The sequence below is a fragment of the Paenibacillus sp. SSG-1 genome, from assembly GCF_002224835.1.
GTDB classification, from domain to species: domain Bacteria; phylum Bacillota; class Bacilli; order Paenibacillales; family Paenibacillaceae; genus Paenibacillus_AQ; species Paenibacillus_AQ favisporus.
Map to the genome: position 1 here is coordinate 2587583 of NZ_MBRK01000001.1, position 20005 is coordinate 2607587.

Genomic DNA, 20005 nt, shown 5'->3' on the forward strand with positions numbered 1-20005 from the left:
TACATGAGCGGAGGCCATACGATTCTCGTTGTAGACGACGATCCCAGCATCGTCGAACTGTTGAAAGACTTTTTGGAGAATGACAATTTTCGTGTGATCACGGCCTGCGATACGGCAGAGGCGTGGGACATGTTCGAACGGAATACGGTTCACGCCATCATTCTGGATATTATGATGCCGGGACAAAACGGGTTTGATTTATGCCGTCGGATTCGTGCGGATAGCGACGTTCCGATCCTTTTTCTGAGCGCTCGCAGCGATGACGTGGACAAGATCCGGGGGCTGACGCTCGGCGGCGACGATTATATCGTGAAGACGGCTTCTCCGGGAGAAATTGTCGCCAGGGTAAAAGCCGTCCTGCGGCGCACCGCTTCGCGGGAGCATACGAAGGAAAGGATCCTTGACTACGGCCGGATCCAATTAAACTTGTCCACCAGGGAAGTTTTTGTGGATGGGGTCGGCATCGTGCTCACCCCGAAGGAGTACGATTTGCTGCGATTGTTCGCCGAACATCCAAGGCATGTATTTTCCTATGAGCAGCTGCTCGCCAAGTTTTGGGAAGGGATCGGCGACCGGCATACGATTCGGGTCCATCTCAGCCGGCTCCGGGAGAAAATAGAGGTTGATGCAAATCATCCGCAATTCCTGGTCAACGTGTGGGGAGTAGGGTATCGCTTCGAGGGAGGATAAGATGAAAACACTTCGCATTCGCACATTTACGATACTCTGCTTATTTATGATCACGCTCGTGCCTTGGGTATTATTCGTTGCAGCCAACTTTCTGGAAACCCATTCGCTAAAAATCGGCTCAAATCAGCCGTACGATGAAAGTCTGCAGAAAGATATAAACGAGGCTATTCACATGATTGAGATGGGCTCGGGCCAATGGCAGGATCCGAACTGGCAAGGCCAGCTGCAAAGCGAACTGCGTCAAACGAAGCTGGACGCGGTCATATTATCAGGTTCTGATGAGGAGATTTATTGGTCTACCGAGCGTGAAGGTGGTTTGCGGTCAACCGAGCGGTTCTCCGTCATCGAGAATGGTCATTTGCTTGGAAGGGTGGTTCTTTACCTGCCCAAGTCCAATACGCTTCCGATGATATCGGCGTTTGTCGGATTGCTGCTCGCATTTTTCATCGTTGGCGTAGAGATGCGGAGGTTCCTGCTGAAGCCCCTGGAGAAGATGAGCCGGGCCGCCAGGCAAATTGCTTCAGGCGATTGGGAGGTGCGGTTACCGAAGTCCAGAATTACGGAAATCGCTGAAGTAGGGGACGGATTTGATGTGATGGTAAAAGGGCTGCGAACGTCATACCAGAAGCAGGTAAAGCTGGAGGAAGAACGGCGCTTTGTCATATCCGCAGTCGCGCATGATTTGCGCACTCCGCTGTTCGCCCTGAGGGGATATTTGGACGGCTTGGAGCAAGGGATTGCCCAAACGCCGGAGAAAATTTCAAAGTATGTGGCAGTTTGCAAGGAAAAATCGGCGCAGTTGGATCGGTTGGTGGAAGACCTGTTTACTTTTACAAAAATGGAATATTGGGATCGTCCATTGAACAAGGCGCCAATCGATTTACCGGTCGTGTTCCAGCCATCCATCGACAGCTTGAGTCCCGGTGCCGGGCATAAAAGTATTGTAATCAACAGCCATCTGGCCGCCGATTGCATCGTTAGCGGGGATGCGCATCTGCTGGAGCGCGCACTGAGCAACCTGCTGGATAATGCGGTGAGGCACACCCCGCAAGGCGGTACGATCGATGTCCGATGTAACAAGGAAGAAGGCAAAATCGCGTTTATGATCCGAGACAACGGGCCGGGGTTCACGGCGGAAGAGCTGGAGCGCGTGTTCGAACCGCTGTACCGCGGGGAAGCTTCCAGAAACCGTTCAACCGGAGGCAGCGGTCTGGGGTTAACCATCTCGCAGCGAATTATCCGGCAGCATGGAGGCGAACTCACGGCAAGCAACGATCCAGAGGGAGGCGCAAGGCTGACGGGCTGGATTCCAGCTGCAGACTCACATCTTTCTTGATGGAGCTTACTGCGGATAACACTTTGAAATAGGCTGGTCACTGCCATTCGGCGGCCGGCTTTTTTTGCGTTTAAGCAGCTGCTTCTATTTCGTTCAGTTGGTCCTGATTTGGCAATATGTCAGGTTGACTCGACAATTTTTTATTTTCCTTTATATAATATGTATAAATTTCCCCGTTAAGAAGCAGCCCCGTGCCAATTGGAAAGTTGTCATTTTGTTGCGTAAGTACAAAGTGTTACCATCTCTTCCAGCAGTAACCTTAGAGAAACAAGCGAATATTTTTTTCCGAGGATTGGGAAGCGCTTGCATATAAATTGCCTGTCCAACGCCATATAAAACGAATTTAAAGCAGACTAATAAGGGTGGTATAATATGAATTTATCAACGCTGCGAAGATGGCTGTGGCCGCAAACGAGTTTCCAGGGAAAAATCTTTATGGCCTTCGGCCTGATCACATTTCTGTCCATCGTCTCCGTCACTGCCATCGTCTATGTGAATATGCGCGAGACGATCAAGCATAACGCGGTCACTTCCGTCTCGGACAGCATCCGGCAGGCGGATGAATCACTTAATGTGATGCTCGAGGAGATCGACCGGCTGAACACGGTTGTCGTAACCAATAAAAACACGGTGATCAATTCGATCATGAGCGCAAACGAAGAGCCCAGTTATGAATGGTTCCTGGAACAGAAACGGATTACGGAGTATTTATCCGGATTGATTCAATATAAGCCTTATATTTCCCGCATGGCGGTCGTCGGGCTGAACGGAAAAGTATTTTTTACCGGCGGTCCCTGGATGGACCGGAGCGTTCTGGGTACTTCGATGCTCAACTACATGCTGCACAATGGATCGCGTCATGCGTATTTTAAGCCGGAAGGAACGGCGGATGCCATTACCGTCGGCCGCGAGATTCGCTATAACCGCGAGACGGTCGGCATCGTCATGGTTGACTTGGACTATGACTTTATTAAAAAAACGTACGGAGTCAAACCGACCGCGGACAGCATGCTGTATGTTCTTGATGAGCAGAACGGCTATGTGTATCAATCCGAGTCTGGGCCGTCTTCTTATGCGCCTCCGCTGGACAGAATCGTCCAGATCAAAGGGAAGCTTGCCGGAGATAACGACGTCGTGGAGCAGAAGATCAACGGCAGGTCCTACATCGTGGTCAGCCGCCATTCCGAATATACGGGCTGGAGCACGCTGGCACTGATTCCGCTTGATTCGTTACTTAGCGAATCGACGCGAATCCGTAATTTGATGACCGAGGTATCGATCATCGTCTTTATCGTCATCCTGATCGGTTCCCATCAGGTTTCTTCGCGGACCACAATAAATATTCGTCGGCTCAGATCGATGATGATGCAGGTGAAGGACGGGAATCTGTCGTTTCCCCGAACGGAGATTCACTCAAAGGACGAAATCGGACAGCTGTACCGCGTGTTCATCAGCATGGTAGACGAATTGCAACGGTTGATGGAAGGCATCCGATTAAGCGAGAAGAAGAAGCGGGAGGCCGAGCTGACCGCCCTTCAGGCGCAGATTCGTCCGCATTTTTTGTATAATTCGCTGAATACGATCAAGTACTTGGCCAAGCTGAACGGGGTGCCCAATATCGAGGAAGTATCCGGCTCCCTCATTGAGCTCATGCGGGGTTTACTTGGGAACTCCAACGAATTTTTAACATTGCGCGAAGAGCTTGACTATGTGAACAGCTACATATCCATCGTGAAATACAAATATTTGGAACCCATCGAGGTGCACACGCAGATCGAAGACGACGCTTTGCTGGATTGCCGTGTGCTGAAGCTGATGCTCCAGCCTCTCGTCGAGAATGCGATTATGCATGGCATCGGCCCATCCGGGGAAGGGGGCTTCGTCCTGATTCGGGTCTATGCGGAGCATCAAGAACTGAGAATCGAAGTCACGGACAACGGCCGGGGCATGACGCAGGACCAGATCGACGCTCTTCTTGAAGCAGCGGGACGTGAGGATACGCCGTCACGCTTCAGCAGCATGGGTGTACGCAATGCGAACGAACGGATCGTAAGAATGTTCGGCGATTCGTACGGTTTGAGCTTATACAGCGAGCCGGGACTATATACAAAGGTAGAAATTCGTTTTCCGCAAATTCGTAACAGCGATCAATCTGATGAAGAGGTGGTCTGATGATGTTTAAAGTACTGTTGATCGACGACGAGCCGTTGATTGGCAATGTCATTCGAACGTTATTCAACTGGAAGAAGCACGGGTTCGAGTTCGTCGGCGAAGCATACAGCGGGACGGAAGCATTGGGGATGATGGAGGAGTCGCAGCCCCACATCGCCATTATCGATGTGAACATGCCGGAGATGAACGGGGTAGAGCTCCAAGGCATCCTCCGTGAGCGGTATCCGTCGGTTAAGACGATCATGCTCAGCAGTTATGACGATTACGATTATGTCCGCGAATGCTTGCGGAATGGGGCGGTCGACTATTTGCTCAAGCACCGGCTTGATGAGGCGCTGCTGCTGAACGTTTTGGGCAAAGCCGTTAAGGATTTGCAGGAAGAAGACCGGGTGGAGGAAGGAAGGCTGGCGAGCAAAAAAATGGCGGAGACGATGAAGCCCGTATTGATCAGAAGCCGCATTGCCGAGCTGGTGAGAGAGCACGGGGAAGGGGTAGGTAGCCTTGAGGTTGCGGGCGGGCTGGAAGGCTTGTATCCAGGTGCTGTCCGTTATGCGGCAGCGGCACTGCAGATCATCCCGTTCCTGCTGCTGACGGAATCGTTCAGCGACAGCCAAACAAACCGTCTGGTGCAGCAGGCGGTTGATGTGATGCAGCAGAGCCTTGGAGATATCCATGAGCGGACGGCCGCTTATGTGGAGAACGGGCGGCTGATGGTTGTGTTTGCGTTCAAGGAGCGCAGCGAAAATGCCGGCAGCAGCGAGGCGCACCGCTGGATGGGCAAAGTTCAGCATGCGCTGGAGCTGATGCTGAATTTGAAATCTGTCTATGCTCTTGGGCATCCATGTGCTAGCTTGATGCAGCTGGGGACGAGCTACAGATCGGCCGAAAAGGCGCTCGATACCTCTCCTGCCGTGGAGAATGAGATACCATCCGAACATGTAACCCATAACGAGCCTGCTGCAAAAAACGTGCAGCATCTTCGCGTTGCCTTGACCATTGAGGAACAGAAACAGCTGCTTCTTGCCCTGGAAAGTCTGGACCAGGAAAGGATGCAGCAGTTGATCGCCTCCGTCTGCGGTTCTGTATGCCATCAGCCGCTTCATTCGCCTGCAGTGCAGATGATTGTCAGCGAACTGCTTCAAACCGGCGACAAAGCTCTGAAAAAGTCCATTTCCACGCCTGCAGCAGAAGCCGCCATGTCCGAACTCCCACCTCGACGCGATCTGGGGCGGATCGGCAGCATGGATGAGCTTGAGGAATGGCTGAGATCCTACTTCACCGCCTTGCTGAATTTACTGAAGCGTCAGCGTGCTGGAGGCAGCTATTCCCGGCATGTCTCGCAGGCTATCCATTTTATATTGGAGCGGTATCAAGGTTATATCAACCTGGAAATGGTGGCTGCTTCCATCGGGCTCAATCCCTCTTATTTAAGCCGTTTATTCAAAGAGGAGACGCAGTGCAACTTCTCGGAATACGTAAACCGCATACGCATCGAAGCGGCCCAAAAGCTGCTGGAGAGCGATCAATATTCGGTCAAACAAATCAGCAGCCAAGTGGGCTTTACGACATATAACTACTTTTTCAAAGTGTTTAAGGAGCTGACCGGGATGACACCGCATGCTTATGTGGAGAGCCTCCGTCCGGAACGACAGCGGTCGAAACCGTAAAATATGTGGAGTAAATAGTCAAATAAGTAGAATTTGCTGTCATGCCGGGTGAACTATAATACTCACATGCACCAGGGGAAACGCTTTCAACTGTTCCCAAATATACAAAAACGGAGGTCATAGAATCATGTACAAACTTTGGGGTAAATACGCGCTGAGCACAGCGCTCGTTTCCGCTTTACTGCTCTCAGGCTGCAGCTCCAACAGCGGTTCGGGATCCGAAGCCAAGACGGCAGAGCCGTCCGAAGCAACGGTGAATGAGACCGGGTTTCCGCTAACTAAAGAGCCCGTCACACTGAACATGTTCACCCGGATTGCTCCGCTGAATGGTCCTTTCAAGGACATGCCGGTGTTTCAGGATTATGAAAAAATGAGCAATGTGCATGTAAACTTCACCGAAGCGCCGACAGACGGCTTCCAGGAGAAGAAAAACCTGCTGTTCGCGTCCAATGAGCTGCCCGACGCTTTTTACCGCTCAGGCATTACGCCGCTTGAAGCGACGCAGTATGGTGCCGTTGGCCAATTGATTCCGCTGGAAGACCTGATCGACAAATATGCGCCGAACCTGAAATCACTGATGGAACAGTACCCGGAAATCCGCTCGGCGATCACGACACCGGAAGGCCACATTTACGCGATCCCGGGAATCGTGACGCTTGCAGCCGCCCGTACGGATAAGAAGTGGATCAATGAGGCGTGGCTGAAGAAGCTGGGCCTGAAAGAGCCCGAAACGACGGACGAATTGTACGATGTGCTGGTGGCCTTCCGCGATAAGGATCCAAACGGCAACGGCAAGAAGGATGAAATTCCGATGACCGCCCGGGCGGGCCTGGCTGTCGTCAACTTGATGAGCGGATCGTTTGGTCTCGATCAGCAGCTTGGCTACAACATCAATTTGGAGAACGACAAGGTTAACATCTGGATGGGCAGCGAGAAGAACAAAGAGATGCTCATGTACCTGAACAAGCTGTACAAAGAGAAGCTTCTGGATCCGGAGTTGTTCTCGCAGAAGGAAGCACAGTATTTGGCCAAACAGGGCTCGGGCAATGCCGGATTTTTCTTTGATCAGACGAACAACAACTTTCTGCCAATTGCCGACCAATATGTAGGGATTGCGCCTCCGGCAGGTCCGCACGGCGATCGGCTGCAGGCCCAGACAGCGCCGGTGCCGCGTGACTTTGGTGCCTTCGCCATTTCGTCCGTCAATAAATATCCGGAAATCACCATGCGCTGGATCGACTATTTCTACAGCGACGAAGGATCGACCCTGCTGCGGTTCGGGCGAGAAGGCGAGCACTATGAGCTGAAGGACGGAATTCCATATTATAAAGAAGACTTCCTGAAGACCGATAACCAGCCAAAAATTACACCTTATGCAGGGGGAGGAGCGCCACACCTCATTAGTGATAAGGTAGCCTCTTATATCAATCCTCCTCAGGTGCAGGAAGCTCAGAAGAAGCTGGATCCATACATGCCGAAGGTCCGTTATGCGGCTCCGATGTTCGACGAGAAGACGGCACAGGAAGTCAACATCCTCCGGAACGATATCGACAAGTATTACGAAGAGCAAAGCACGAAATTCATTGCCGGTGCGCTCAGCTTCGATAAATGGGATGAATTCCAATCCACGCTGAAAAAGATGCAGATCGACAAGCTTCAGGAGATGTATCAAGCAGCCTATGACAAGATGGAAAAGTAATCGAATTTGATGATATTTCCTCATGAGGTAAGGAGTAGATGGTTATGAAGAGCGCGCAAGTCCAGGCGACGGCCGCTCCATCCCGGGTTTCCGCAAGACGGGGGAGACGCATATGGATTCAGATGGTCAAGCGGTACGACCTGTATCTCATGCTGCTGGTGCCGATCGCCTGGTATTTGATCTTTCATTACGGGCCGCTGTACGGTCTGCAAATTGCTTTTAAAAATTTTAATCCGGCCAAAGGAATTATAGGCAGCGGCTGGGTCGGCTTCGATCATTTCGAACGGTTTTTCGATTCGTATTATTTCGGGCGGCTGCTGTGGAACACGTTATCGATTAATCTGTTCTCGCTGCTGATCGCTTTTCCGATTTCCATCGTGCTGGCGCTGATCGTCAATGAAATTCGCAGCAAGTCGTTCAGTAAGCTGCTGCAAAATATTACGTTCATACCGCACTTTATTTCCGTCGTCGTCATCGTAGGCATCCTGAACGTATTCCTCTCGCCTACGACGGGGCCGATCAATTCGCTGATTGAGGCATTCGGCGGTTCGCCGATCCGATTTCTGGAGGAGGCCGGCTGGTTTAAAACGATTTTCATCGGCTCGAACATATGGCAGAACATGGGCTGGCAATCCATCATTTACATCGCGGCGCTCAGCGGGATCAATCCCCAGCTGTACGAAGCGGCGAAGATGGACGGTGCCTCCCGGTTGCGGCGCGTGTGGCATATCTCCTTGCCGGGAATCGTTCCCGTCATCGTGATCATGCTGATCCTGGACATCGGCCATTTCATGGACATCGGATTCGAGAAAATATTACTAATGCAGAACAATTTGAACCTTGAGGCGAGCGATGTCATTTCCACGTTTGTGTACACCACCGGTATTCTCAAAGGAGAGTACAGCTACACCGCGGCCATCGGGCTGTTCAACTCGGTCATTAACCTGGTGCTGCTGCTATTGGTGAACCGGTTTGCACGCAAAACGTCGGAAACGAGCCTTTGGTAAAGGAGGACCATGCGCCATGTCTAAACAAGCTGCTGCTATGATCAGCAGACCCAGGGATGAGCGGGTGTTCGATGCGATCGTGTATACGATCGCATCGCTCATCATTCTGATCGTGCTTTATCCGCTCATTTTCGTGGTCAGCGCTTCGTTCAGCGACCCGGCGAAGGTGCTGAACGGGGAAGTATGGCTGCTGCCGAAAAGCGTGTCTTTGGACGCGTACTCGAATATTTTTCATAACGGAAAAATATGGACGGGATACATGAATACGATCATTTATACGGTAGTCGGCACGATCGTCAATATGATCCTGACCATATTGGCGGCTTATCCGCTGTCAAGACCCGATCTGCCCGGCCGGAAAATGCTGATGGTCATCATTACGCTTACGATGTTTTTTGGCGGCGGGCTGATCCCTACTTATTTGCTTGTCAAAAATCTGGGCATGCTGGACACGATGTGGGCCTTGATCGTTCCGGGAGCGATCTCCACGTACAACCTGATCGTTATGAGAACGTACTTTCAGAGCAGCATCCCTTGGGAACTGCAGGAGGCCGCCCACATCGACGGATGCTCGAACTGGCGGCTGTTGATCAACATCATCCTGCCCCTGTCCAAGCCAATACTGGCCGTTATGGTGCTGTTTTATGCCGTCGGCCATTGGAACTCATTTTTTAATGCCCTGATCTATATCCGCGACGAGGGACGGTATCCGCTGCAGCTTGTCCTGAGGGAAATCCTGTTGATCAGCCAGACCGACGCCGTTGACGGCAACGTCGGACTGGAGAGTAAGGTGCTGCTTGCGGAAAGTATCAAGTACGCGGTCATCATTATTTCCAGCCTGCCGATTTTGATTATGTACCCTTTTGTGCAGCGGCATTTTGTCAAAGGCGTCATGATTGGCTCCATTAAAGGATAGACAAGGGCAGACGCCTTTATTGGCGGCGTTTAATAACATCTTACTTATGGAGGTACATTGTGCAAACGAATGCGACGATAACAATCGACTGCAGCCGGCCTGCTGAACATACGGTTAACCCCTATCTCTTCGGGCATTTTGTGGAAGATATTCGCGACCATATGGAAGCGATGCTGGCCTTTCCCTTAAGAGATATGGATTTTGAAAGCGAGAAAACCGGAGAGAGCGCCGTGTCGGGAAGCTGGTTCCCCTTTACGAACGGACGAAATACGCAATATGCGCTGGAAGCGCCGGCACTGAGACATTCAGGCCGCGCTCAGCGCATTCGGATCGTGAGCGACGATGAGGCATACGCTGGCATCGCACAGAACGCTGCGCTAAAGGGACCGATGACATACACGGTCCGGATTGTCGCCCGCGCATCCGTTGAGCTCCGTTATATCATACTGGACGCGGTGGACCGGCGGACAGAGGAGCTTCTTGGGCGTGTGAAAATGGAGCTCAAAAGCCACAATTGGCAGGAATACGAAGCCAGCCTGCCCGTCTCCAGAAACTGCGCCGACGCGGAGATTCGCGTCTATGTTCCGGCAGACCATCCCCGCTGGACCGACCATGTTTCCACCGGCATGCTGTGGCTCGATCACGTATCCCTGCTTCCTGAGGACAACATCGGCCTGGTGAAACGCGAGGTGATCGATATGACCCGGCCACTGAATGCGGGCATGATGCGGCTCTCGGGGAATTACATCAGCGCATACCACTGGGAACATGGCGTGGGTCCGGTACTGGAGCGGCCAGTGATGTACAACGAAGCTTGGGGCGGATGGACGAGCAAGTATTTCGGGACAGACGAATTTATCCGGTTTTGCCAAGAGCTGCAGGTGGAACCGCTGATCTCGGTCAACGACGGGTCTGGTACGGCCGAGGAAGCCGCACGGTGGGTGGAATACTGCAACGGAAGCATCGACACGCCGATGGGAGCGCTGCGGGCGGCGAACGGTCATCCCGAGCCGTACAACGTACGGTATTGGGAAATCGGCAACGAAGTATGGGGCGACTGGCAGGTGGGAACCTGCTCCGCCGATGAATTCGCCGAGCGCTGCAAGGCGTTCGCGCTAGCGATGAAGGCGGTCGACTCGTCCATCGTCATCTTGGGCTGCGGGCATACCGACCCGGAATGGAACAAGCCGGTGCTCGATATTGCGGGCGAACATATCGACTACTTGACGATGCATTTATACCACGGTTTCGGACGCTTTGGGATGAACCGCGATACGCCGGCGGAGGAACGATATAAAGCCATCGCAACCTTCCCGGAATGGACCCGAGAAGATATCCGGCAGGCGGAGGAACTCATACACGCGAATCCGAAGCACAGCCATGTGAAGCTCGCCGTCACCGAGTACAACACCATGTATTTTCCGAACACGGTGCGAAAAGGGCTGCCGGATGAGCACACGCTGGGGGCCGCCGTGGCCAACGCCGCCAACCTAAACGAAATGCTCCGCAGGAGCGATATGGTGCACATCGGCAGCTTCTCCGATCTGGTGAACGGTTGGCTTGGCGGCTGCATCCGTGTGGGCGATTACTATGCCGATCAATACCGCGGCAAGAAGCCCGGCTGGAGCGGCCTGCCGCTTACAGTGTACGGAACGCCGACCTATGAAGTGTTGAAGCTGTACGCCAACCGGGACATCCGGCGGATCCTGCCGGTGGATGCGGAGTGCGGCACCTTTGCCGTGCAGTCGCCGAAGCAGACGCGCATCGGGCTTGATGCGGTGCCTGACTTGGACGTGACCGCAGGTATTAACGAGGACGGCAGCGTCATCACTTTGTTGATCGTGAACCGCAGCCTGCATGAAGTAAAGGCGAAGCTTGACCTGCTTTCATTCGAACCTTTCGGTGACACTATTTTACATGAGATCACAGGCGACTTTTTCGAAGACATTAACTCCGTTTTCGAACCGGAGCGCATCAAATGCGTGCCCCGTGTCGTTCCGGTTTCCGCCTGGCAGGACGGTTATCCTTTACGGAAAACATCGGTGTATGCGGTAGAAATCAAGAAAGAACAAAGGTCAGGAGTGGCAAAATGACAACCAGAGGCTATATCAAGGATTATCCCAGGCCGCAGTTCGTCAGAGGCGACTGGATGAGCCTGAACGGAGCGTGGGATTTCCGATTCGACGACCATAACGCGGGAGAACAGGAACGCTGGCAGGAGACGTTCGCTGAAACGCATAAGATCAACGTTCCTTTTACGTACGAAACCCGGCTGAGCGGAATCGGGATCGAAGAGTTCCACCCTTACGTCTGGTACAACAAAAAGGTACATATCCCGAAAGAAGCCGGGGGAAAACGGGTCATCCTGCATTTTCAAGCCGTCGATCACGTTGCCAAAGTGTGGATCAACGGCCAGATGGCCGGCAGCCACCAGGGCGGGTATGCCGCCTTTTCCTTTGATATCACGCCATATTTGGTCTTTGGCGCCGATAACCAAATTACGGTGAAAGCAGAAGACAGCGACAGATGCACCCAGCCGCGCGGCAAACAGCGCTGGACGAAGGACAACTTCGAATGCTTTTATGTCCAGACGACGGGCATTTGGCAGACGGTATGGCTGGAATATGTAGAAGAGCAGCGGCTGGAAACCGTCAAAATCACACCGGATGTCGACCGGTCGATTGTCCGTTTCGATTACCAAGTGGAGGGGGTGGAAACTTCAGGCGATTTGAGGCTGGAGGCGATCGTTACATTGAAGGGCAAGCCTGTGAAGCGGGTGAGCTTAGTGATTGACCGCCCCTGCCTGACGGTGGAAGTGGATCTGATTCATGAGGCGAACGGGCCGTGGAAAAAATGCCTTTGGTCGCCGCAGCACCCGAATCTGTACGATGTTGAGTTTGTCCTGACTTTGGACGGCCAAGTGGTGGACCGCGTCTTTTCCTATTTTGGAATGAGAAAAATTTCGATCGAAAATGGCCGGGTGCTGCTGAATAACGTGCCGATCTACCAAAGGCTGATCCTGGATCAGGGGTACTGGACGGACAGCCATTTGACACCGCCGAGCGAGGAAGCCCTGATCGAAGATATCGACAGCATGTTAGCGATGGGCTATAACGGTGTTCGCAAGCATATGAAAATCGAAGACGCCCGCTTCCTCTATTGGTGCGATGTAAAAGGTCTGCTGGTATGGTCTGAAATGGCTGCGACCTTTGAATTCCACGATCTGGCGGTCGAGGCGTTTACGAAGGAATGGCTGGAGATCGTCCGGCAGCAGTACAATCATCCGAGCATTATCACGTGGGTACCCTTCAATGAATCTTGGGGGATTGCATCGATCCTTCGCGACACAAGACAGCAGAAGTTCACCGAGGGCATTTATCATTTAACCAAAGCGATTGATCCGTACCGGCCGGTTATTACTAACGATGGCTGGGAGCACACCGTATCCGATATTTTGACACTGCATGATTATGTCGAAAATGGAGACGGGTTCATGAAACGGTACTCGAACCTGGAGGCTGTCTTAACTTGCGAAACGACCTGTAACCAATGGAAATTCGCTTTTGCCGAAGGGTATGAATACCGGGGCCAGCCTATAATGATCACCGAGTACGGCGGCATTGCGTTCCGGTCGGACAAAGGCTGGGGTTACGGACGTCAAGTCGCAACTGAAGAGGAGTTTCTGAGCCGGTTCGAGGGATTGACGATGGCGATCAAGAGTGTGGATTCCATCGTTGGCTACTGCTATACGCAGCTGACTGATGTACAGCAGGAGATTAACGGGATTCTGAACGAAGACCGTACGCCAAAATTTCCGCTCGAGAAAATTAAACAGATCAATATGGCATAACCGAACGCCGATACTCCAAGAGCCAAAAGAATCATAATTCTTTTGGCTCTTCCCGTTATCAGATCCATTTACGAAAAACGTAATCTATCGTACAAATTAGGGAGGTAATATCATAGTGAAATCCTTGCGATGGCTAATATTGGTAGCGGTTACATTTTCCCTGATCACCACGGTGCCCACCGAAACCTCTGCTTATCAAAACCCGAGAACACTTCCTGACGAATGGGGGCAGTATGGACTCGGAGACCCTTACGTTTTGAAATTTAACGGATATTACTATTTGTATGTGAGTACAAGAGATACGGATGACGGCGTTAAGGTGTGGAGTTCCAAGGACTTGGTGAACTGGTCCTACCGGGGTTTGGCCGCAACGGACCCGATTACGCATGGCGCTTATGCACCTGAGGTCGTCTATTGGAACGGCATGTTCTACATGTATACATCGCCGGCAGGCCAAGGACATTACGTTCTCAGCAGCACGAGTCCTACCGGTCCGTTCAACGTCGTTACCGGCAATCTCGGCAAAACGATCGACGGACACGTCTTTATCGACGACGACGGATCGTTCAGCTTCTATCATGCCGGTCAGGGACGCATCGATGCAGCACCGATGAGCAGCCCGACATCAATCGGGGCGAGCTCGTCTACAGGTGTCGGCATGGGAGGCTGGACCGAAGGGGCGACCGTCTTCAAGCGGAACGGCAAATACTATATGACTTATACCGGCAATCACGTGTTTAGCAAAGGATACCGGGTAGATTATGCGGTGAGTACGACAGGTCCGCGGTCCGGTTACGTTGCCGACAGCCTTAATCCGGCGTTAATCAGCACGGAAGGCCCGACCGTGGGACTTGGTCACAACACGGTGGTGGTCGGCCCTAACCTCGATACCCATTACATCGTGTATCACAACTTGGAGGGGCCAGGCGTAGTCGGTCCGCTCCGTCATCTGAATATGGACCGCATCGTTTGGAACAACGACAAGATGATCGTTCAGGGACCGACAACAACGCCGCAGCAGGATCCGGCGATGCCCACATTCTACGATTACTTCGACCGGACATCGATCGGCAGCGGGTGGACCAATGTCAACGGCGGCCATTGGGGCATCTACAATCAGGAGCTGATGTGGCAGGACTCGATCGGGGATACGACCTGGTACAAACAGATTTCGTCGGCATCCAGCGCTTCCGATTATACGGCTGAATTCAATACGAAAGAAATGAAGCGGGGCACTTCCGCCAGCCCAAGATACGGGGCCACCTTCTCGTATACGGATGAGAACAATTATGGCGTAGCGCTGCTAAGCTCGAAAAACAACCGCCTTGCGACGTCCTTCCGGATCAACGGTGTGGATCAAGCGTGGCAAACGTTCGACTTGCCTGCAGGTTTTGATTACACGAAATGGCACAGCATTCGCATCGAGAAGTCCGGCACGACGTTTAAGTATTACGTCGACGGCATGCTGAAAGGGACGCGGACGGCCAATTTGGGCGGAGGTAAAATCGGTGTCCTGACGGAAGATACGCATGCGGATTTCGGCTATATCGCTGTCAGTAACGATGTCAACGGAAGCAGCGCATGGGATGCTTACAAACCGGTTCCAGGCACGATCGAAGCGGTGCATTACATGAAAGGAGGCGAGGGTGTCGCCTATCATGACACGACCGCGAATAATATCGGCGGCGCGTACCGCACGGACGCGGGCGATATTCGTCTCAATAGCGAAGGGCTGTTTAATCTGGGCTGGAATCAAACGGGAGAATGGTATAAATACAAAGTCAACGTGGAATCAAGCGGTTATTACGATATCGACTTCCGAATGGCCACGACGATGAACGGTGTGCAAATCCGCCTGTGGGACGGATCGACGGACGTAACGGGAATCATCGACGTGCCAAACACAGGGGACTGGGATAACTGGCAGACCGTAACGAAGAAGGGAGTCTATCTGAACGCCGGGCAGCGGGAGCTTCGAGTCGAATTCGTCAAAGGCGAGGCCGATTTCTCGCGGATGACGTTCCATAAGAACGCACAAGTCCCAGCGCTTAGCGATGACTTTAACGATGGGAATGACAACGGATGGACGCGCTTTGAAGGGACATGGGCCGTAGAGAACGGCGAGTACAGCGCTGGGAGCTCTGGACCTGCCAAGTCCACGATCGGTGACGCGAACTGGGCGGATTACACGGTCGAAGCCGACGTCAAAATGATCGACGCTGGAGGTGACGGTGGATTGCTCTTCAGGGTGTCCAATCCTTCCCATGGCACGGAGCGGGGGCAAAACAACTATGACGCCTTCCAGGGGTACTACGCCTATTTGACGACAAGCGGGGTTAACCTCGGCAAGATGAGTTACAGCTGGACGTTCATCAAAAGTGCTCCGCAGACTTATGCGACCAACACCTGGTACCATATGAAAGTGGTGGCGAAAGGGACAAATATGAAAGTTTATGTGGATGATATGAACCAACCGAAAATCGATTATACGGACAACAGTTTGAACCCGTTCACGCATGGCAAAGCAGGCGTCAGAACGGCCAATAAGCATACGCATTTTGATAACTTTAAAGTTTCGCCGTAAGTCGTAACAGGAAGGTAGCCCGATCTCTGCGTACTCTCCGTAACAGCAACAGCCTGCCGATTTCTGGATCGGCAGGCTGTTCTCATGATCGCATCATCACGATTTATAAAAATCCTCCGCTTTTTGGATCATATGTTTTTCTTCGTCCGGCACATCCGTATCGTAAAAAACGGCTCCGACCGGACAAGCTACCTCACAGGCACCGCACTCAATACAAATATCCGCCTCGATAAAAAATTGGTCCGGGCCTTCCTCGATGCAGTCTACCGGACAAACGTCCACGCATTCTGCCGCTTTTTCATCAATACATCCCGAAGTAATCACATAAGGCATTCGGTCTCACCCTTTCGATGAAATGCTTACTACCGGCGTATCACGCGTACCGGTAAAGAGGTCAGCGTCTGTCCGGCGGCGGATGGGGTTAGGTGATCTTCCAGCTTGAATCCTGGAACGGGCTCAATCCGCTCAAATTGGTCCATGAACAGCCCCAGGCCGATGTTGGCTTCCAGCCGGGCCAGCGGTGCTCCCAGGCAGAAGTGCGGGCCGTTGCCGAAGGTCAAATGCCGTTTATTGTTGGAACGGTGGATGTTCAGCGTAAACGGGTCCTCAAAAACCTCTTTATCCATATTCGCAGCACTCATCCAAGCGACGACGACGTCTCCTTTTTTAAGCTCCACGCCGAGCACGTTATTATCCTGCTTCACCGTACGGTCCATTTTCGCCATGTGGAACCGGTAGCGAAGCATTTCTTCCACCGTATTCGGAAGAAGCTCGCGGTTAGCCTGGACCTCGCCATAGATCTGGTCGTTATCATACAGGAAGGAATAGAACGTGCTGGACAGCAGATGGCTTGTCGTCTCAATGCCGGCCCCGAGAATGAACATGGTCATCCGGACGATTTCGTCATCGGTCAAACGTTCGCCATCGACCTCGGCCTGGATCAGGTCGGAAATAATATCATCGGTGAGCTGGCTTCTTTTGGCGATGACATGAGGATAGAGATAGTTGTAGTAATTTATTGCCGCCTGCCGCTTCAGCTCCTGAACATCTTCGACATTGTCGGCCGGAAGAGGGAGGAACAGATGATCGACCCATTCCTTAAACAAGAAGCGATCTTCGGAAGGAACGCCAAGCAGGTCGGCGATCACGATGGTGGGCAGCGCGCTTGAGAAGCTCTTGACGATATCGATGACCGGGTCGTCACCCATGTCCTTGATCAACTGGCTGACCACCTCATGGATGCGCGGCTCCCACAGCTTCAAGCTTCTGGGCGTGAACGCCGCCGACAGCAGGCTGCGGCTTTTGCGGTGTTCCGGAGGATCCGAGCTGAGATCGACCCGCCCGGAGTTATGCTGACCCTCCTCATTATCGGCGCCGACGCTGATCGTCGTCCGTGCTCTCACGCTGGAGAAGTACTCGTAATCGCTCAATACTCTTTTTACATCTTCATACCGGAAGACATTCCAGGAATTCGTTTCCTCATTATAGCTGATCGGATCATGTTCCAAGTGGTGCCTGTACCATTCAAAGGGACTGAATTCTTCCACGGCGGATCGAAATTGGGTGATTTTAGCTAAGGAGATAATTTCCTTCTGCATAATACTCCCTCCCGGTTTGAATTATTTGGAATATATTTAAATTAACATATGTTAATTTAACATATAATCTACAGAGGAACCACGACCGAATGACCTATGCCTAAAGGTCCGCTTACCGGTTGTAACGGTTGGATCAAGACTATGGGCGAACCCTTATGCCTCTCTCACGACGCCTTTTTGGATCGCAGCTTCGGATGCATGCTCCATACTCCGAGACGTACGCTTGATAAAGAACGAGAGCAGCAGGCCAACAATACCGATGCCGATAATGACAACGTAGGCGTCGTTAATTCCTTGGATGGTCGCTTCAAGCACCAGTTGCTTCTGATTCGCCGCTGCGCCGCCGGACGTCATCATGTCCGTCAGATGCGTTTTCGTCCGGTCGGACATGACCGTTACCAACAGGGAAGTACCGACCGCACCAGCCACTTGACGCACGGTGTTGGATATGGCTGTTCCATGCGCGTTTAATCGGGCAGGCAGTTGGTTGAGACCTGCGGTCTGAATCGGCATCATCAGCAGCGCCATACCGATCCGGCGTCCTGTCGACATGAGCAGCAGATACGCATAGGTGGTATGATCCGTCAAGTTGATGAATCCGGCTGTGGTTGCGATCGTAATGATCAATCCGGCAACGGCAAGCCATTTGGCGCCAAAGCGGTCAAACAGTCGACCGGTGACGGGCATCAGCAGTCCCATCACAAGCGCACCCGGGAGCATCAGCAATCCGGATTCCAGGGCGGAATAGCCGCGTGCATTTTGCAGGTATAACGGAAGCAGCATCATATCCGCATACATGACCATCGTAACCATGATGTTGATCACCGTGGTCAGGGAGAACATGTTGTATTTGAAAGCCCTGAGATCCAGCAGGGGTTTCTTGGAAACCAGCTGTCTCCATACAAACATCCCGAGGGCAATCACACCGACGGCAATGGACACAAGTACTTCGGAGCTGGACCATCCTTGGCTCCCTGCCTGGCTAAAACCGTACAGCAGCGTGCCGAATGCGACTGTGGACAGAACGACGCTGATGATGTCCATCTTGGAGCGGACGGTCTCCGACACGTTTTTCAAATAAATAAAGCCGCAGATAATGACGATAACGGCAAGCGGGATCATGCCATAGAACATCGTTTGCCATTTGAAATTTTCCAGGATGTAACCGGCAAGTGTCGGGCCGATCGCCGGAGCGAAAATGATGGCGAGTCCCATCATCCCCATAGCCGCGCCCCTCTTTTCCGGAGGGAACAATACCAAAATTACGTTGGTTAACAGCGGCATGATGATGCCGGCGCCTGCAGCCTGAATCATACGTCCCGTGAGCAGAACCGGGAAGTTGACCGCGAGGGCGGACACAATGGTTCCGACGAGGAAGATCATCATCGAAGCTTGGAACAGCTGGCGGGTGGTGAACCTCTGCATAAAATAAGCCGTAATCGGAATCAGGATTCCATTGACCAGCATGTAGCCCGTGGTCAGCCATTGAGCCGTGGTGGCCGAAATGTTGAAATCAATCATCAATTCCGGGGTGGCCACGCTCATGACCGTCTGATTCAGTGTTGCGAGGAAGGCGCCCAAAATCATAATGATTAGAATCGGGCCCTTCTTGACCGAACTACTGGTTGTGTCCATAGGATGACTCAATCTACTCCTTCCTTTCTTTTCTCTCTAGACTTAATTTACAATGTGTTGGATAATTAACATTGTATAAATGAGATTATAGACAGAACCGTTGGAGCTTACAAACAACGTTTTCACTAGAAAATGTAAATTAGTTATCGTTTAACTGTTTAAATGTTGATTAGTGTTGAGAATTACTGCACATTGCTATTAAATTGTCTATTACGCAGGCCAGGAGAAAGGAAGGAAAAAAATGCCCGACGTTTCCAAACAGCCGACCGACCCCAGAGTGCTTCGTACAAGGCAGCTCATCAAGGATGCTTTTATCGATCTGCTGCAGGAGATGGATATCGAGAAGATGTCCATCAGCCGGATCGCCGAACGTGCCACCATTAACCGCGTCACCTTTTATTTGCATTACCGCGATATTCCCGACATGCTGGAAAAGATGGCTGATGATATGATCGAAGATTTCAAGCAGGCCGTGGGCATCGAGCCGGAAAAACCGGCAACCGAGGAAGAGGATTGGTTCATGATGCTGCGGCTTTTGGAGCATATTGCGGAGCATCACAAATTTTACAAGGTGATCTTGGGATCGCGGAAGGCGCCCATATTCAGTGAAAGGCTGTTAAATATGCTGACCGAGTTAATTTCGGCAAGAATCGAAGAGATGGGGACCGAGTCTTTTTGTTACAAAGCAGGCATACCCAAGGACATCGCCATCTGGCATGGATCGGCAGCCCTTATTGGTACGATCGTGGCCTGGCTGCGCAATGACATGCCGTACACACCGGCCTTTCTCGCCAAGCAGTTTTATTTGCTGACGCGCAGCCGGATGGAAACGAAGGGAGAGTGAATGGCTG

14 protein-coding genes are annotated in these 20005 nt (G+C 52.2%); 11 read left to right on the forward strand and 3 right to left on the reverse strand.

Annotated elements, in window-relative coordinates; genetic code table 11:
- Positions 1 to 3 precede the first annotated feature (3 nt).
- The 10 genes from BCV73_RS12010 (at position 4) to BCV73_RS12055 (ending at position 15921) form a co-directional block, all read left to right on the forward strand.
- A complete protein-coding gene (locus BCV73_RS12010) occupies positions 4 to 690 on the forward strand; it encodes a response regulator transcription factor (protein WP_089547271.1) in 687 nt (228 codons plus the stop codon).
- Position 691: 1 nt separating this feature from the next.
- Entirely contained in the window at positions 692 to 2026 is a 1335-nt protein-coding gene (locus tag BCV73_RS12015; protein ID WP_089547272.1) for a sensor histidine kinase, read from the forward strand.
- Between the two features lie 372 nt (positions 2027 to 2398).
- The gene (locus tag BCV73_RS12020) at positions 2399 to 4198 is read left to right on the forward strand and encodes a cache domain-containing sensor histidine kinase (RefSeq protein WP_089547273.1); all 1800 of its coding nucleotides are present in this window, start codon (positions 2399 to 2401) and stop codon (positions 4196 to 4198) included.
- A 2-nt stretch (positions 4199 to 4200) separates the two neighbouring features.
- Positions 4201 to 5865 (forward strand): response regulator transcription factor, encoded by a 1665-nt coding sequence (locus tag BCV73_RS12025; RefSeq protein ID WP_089550215.1) that lies wholly within the window; start codon positions 4201 to 4203, stop codon positions 5863 to 5865.
- Positions 5866 to 5992: 127 nt separating this feature from the next.
- Complete coding sequence (locus BCV73_RS12030) at positions 5993 to 7564, forward strand: extracellular solute-binding protein (RefSeq protein WP_076165616.1); 1572 nt, start codon at positions 5993 to 5995, stop codon at positions 7562 to 7564.
- Between the two features lie 44 nt (positions 7565 to 7608).
- The gene (locus BCV73_RS12035) at positions 7609 to 8571 is read left to right on the forward strand and encodes an ABC transporter permease (protein WP_089547274.1); all 963 of its coding nucleotides are present in this window, start codon (positions 7609 to 7611) and stop codon (positions 8569 to 8571) included.
- Positions 8572 to 8587: 16 nt separating this feature from the next.
- Positions 8588 to 9487 (forward strand): carbohydrate ABC transporter permease, encoded by a 900-nt coding sequence (locus BCV73_RS12040; protein ID WP_076165610.1) that lies wholly within the window; start codon positions 8588 to 8590, stop codon positions 9485 to 9487.
- 59 nt (positions 9488 to 9546) lie between these two features.
- Positions 9547 to 11580 (forward strand): alpha-L-arabinofuranosidase C-terminal domain-containing protein, encoded by a 2034-nt coding sequence (locus tag BCV73_RS12045; RefSeq protein ID WP_089547275.1) that lies wholly within the window; start codon positions 9547 to 9549, stop codon positions 11578 to 11580.
- Positions 11577 to 13337, forward strand: a complete 1761-nt coding sequence (locus BCV73_RS12050) for a glycoside hydrolase family 2 protein (protein WP_089547276.1) — start codon at positions 11577 to 11579, stop codon at positions 13335 to 13337. Before BCV73_RS12045 ends, BCV73_RS12050 begins: the two co-directional genes overlap by 4 nt.
- A 115-nt stretch (positions 13338 to 13452) precedes the next feature.
- A complete protein-coding gene (locus BCV73_RS12055; protein WP_256992827.1) occupies positions 13453 to 15921 on the forward strand; it encodes a family 43 glycosylhydrolase in 2469 nt (822 codons plus the stop codon).
- 96 nt (positions 15922 to 16017) lie between these two features.
- Here the strand turns inward: BCV73_RS12055 and BCV73_RS12060 are convergent, their stop codons facing one another.
- The 3 genes from BCV73_RS12060 to BCV73_RS12070 all read right to left on the reverse strand — a co-directional run bounded on the left by BCV73_RS12060 (position 16018) and on the right by BCV73_RS12070 (position 19154).
- A complete protein-coding gene (locus BCV73_RS12060) occupies positions 16018 to 16254 on the reverse strand; it encodes a DUF362 domain-containing protein (RefSeq protein ID WP_076165602.1) in 237 nt (78 codons plus the stop codon).
- Between the two features lie 29 nt (positions 16255 to 16283).
- A complete protein-coding gene (locus tag BCV73_RS12065; protein ID WP_076165600.1) occupies positions 16284 to 17519 on the reverse strand; it encodes a cytochrome P450 in 1236 nt (411 codons plus the stop codon).
- A gap of 153 nt (positions 17520 to 17672) precedes the next feature.
- Complete coding sequence (locus BCV73_RS12070) at positions 17673 to 19154, reverse strand: DHA2 family efflux MFS transporter permease subunit (RefSeq protein WP_089547277.1); 1482 nt, start codon at positions 19152 to 19154, stop codon at positions 17673 to 17675.
- 241 nt (positions 19155 to 19395) lie between these two features.
- Between BCV73_RS12070 and BCV73_RS12075 the strand changes: the two genes are divergently transcribed.
- Positions 19396 to 19998 (forward strand): TetR/AcrR family transcriptional regulator, encoded by a 603-nt coding sequence (locus tag BCV73_RS12075; RefSeq protein ID WP_089547278.1) that lies wholly within the window; start codon positions 19396 to 19398, stop codon positions 19996 to 19998.
- The last annotated feature ends 7 nt before the right edge of the window (positions 19999 to 20005 follow it).

Bases quoted from the DNA above. Each gene is read 5' to 3' on its own strand.
- BCV73_RS12065 (WP_076165600.1), bottom strand. From the start codon at position 17,519: ATGCAGAAGGAAATTATCTCCTTAGCTAAAATCACCCAATTTCGATCC.
- BCV73_RS12050 (WP_089547276.1), top strand. From the start codon at position 11,577: ATGACAACCAGAGGCTATATCAAGGATTATCCCAGGCCGCAGTTCGTC.
- BCV73_RS12020 (WP_089547273.1), top strand. From the start codon at position 2,399: ATGAATTTATCAACGCTGCGAAGATGGCTGTGGCCGCAAACGAGTTTC.
- BCV73_RS12075 (WP_089547278.1), top strand. From the start codon at position 19,396: ATGCCCGACGTTTCCAAACAGCCGACCGACCCCAGAGTGCTTCGTACA.
- BCV73_RS12025 (WP_089550215.1), top strand. From the start codon at position 4,201: ATGTTTAAAGTACTGTTGATCGACGACGAGCCGTTGATTGGCAATGTC.
- BCV73_RS12060 (WP_076165602.1), bottom strand. From the start codon at position 16,254: ATGCCTTATGTGATTACTTCGGGATGTATTGATGAAAAAGCGGCAGAA.
- BCV73_RS12015 (WP_089547272.1), top strand. From the start codon at position 692: ATGAAAACACTTCGCATTCGCACATTTACGATACTCTGCTTATTTATG.
- BCV73_RS12010 (WP_089547271.1), top strand. From the start codon at position 4: ATGAGCGGAGGCCATACGATTCTCGTTGTAGACGACGATCCCAGCATC.
- BCV73_RS12040 (WP_076165610.1), top strand. From the start codon at position 8,588: ATGTCTAAACAAGCTGCTGCTATGATCAGCAGACCCAGGGATGAGCGG.
- BCV73_RS12070 (WP_089547277.1), bottom strand. From the start codon at position 19,154: ATGGACACAACCAGTAGTTCGGTCAAGAAGGGCCCGATTCTAATCATT.
- BCV73_RS12030 (WP_076165616.1), top strand. From the start codon at position 5,993: ATGTACAAACTTTGGGGTAAATACGCGCTGAGCACAGCGCTCGTTTCC.
- BCV73_RS12035 (WP_089547274.1), top strand. From the start codon at position 7,609: ATGAAGAGCGCGCAAGTCCAGGCGACGGCCGCTCCATCCCGGGTTTCC.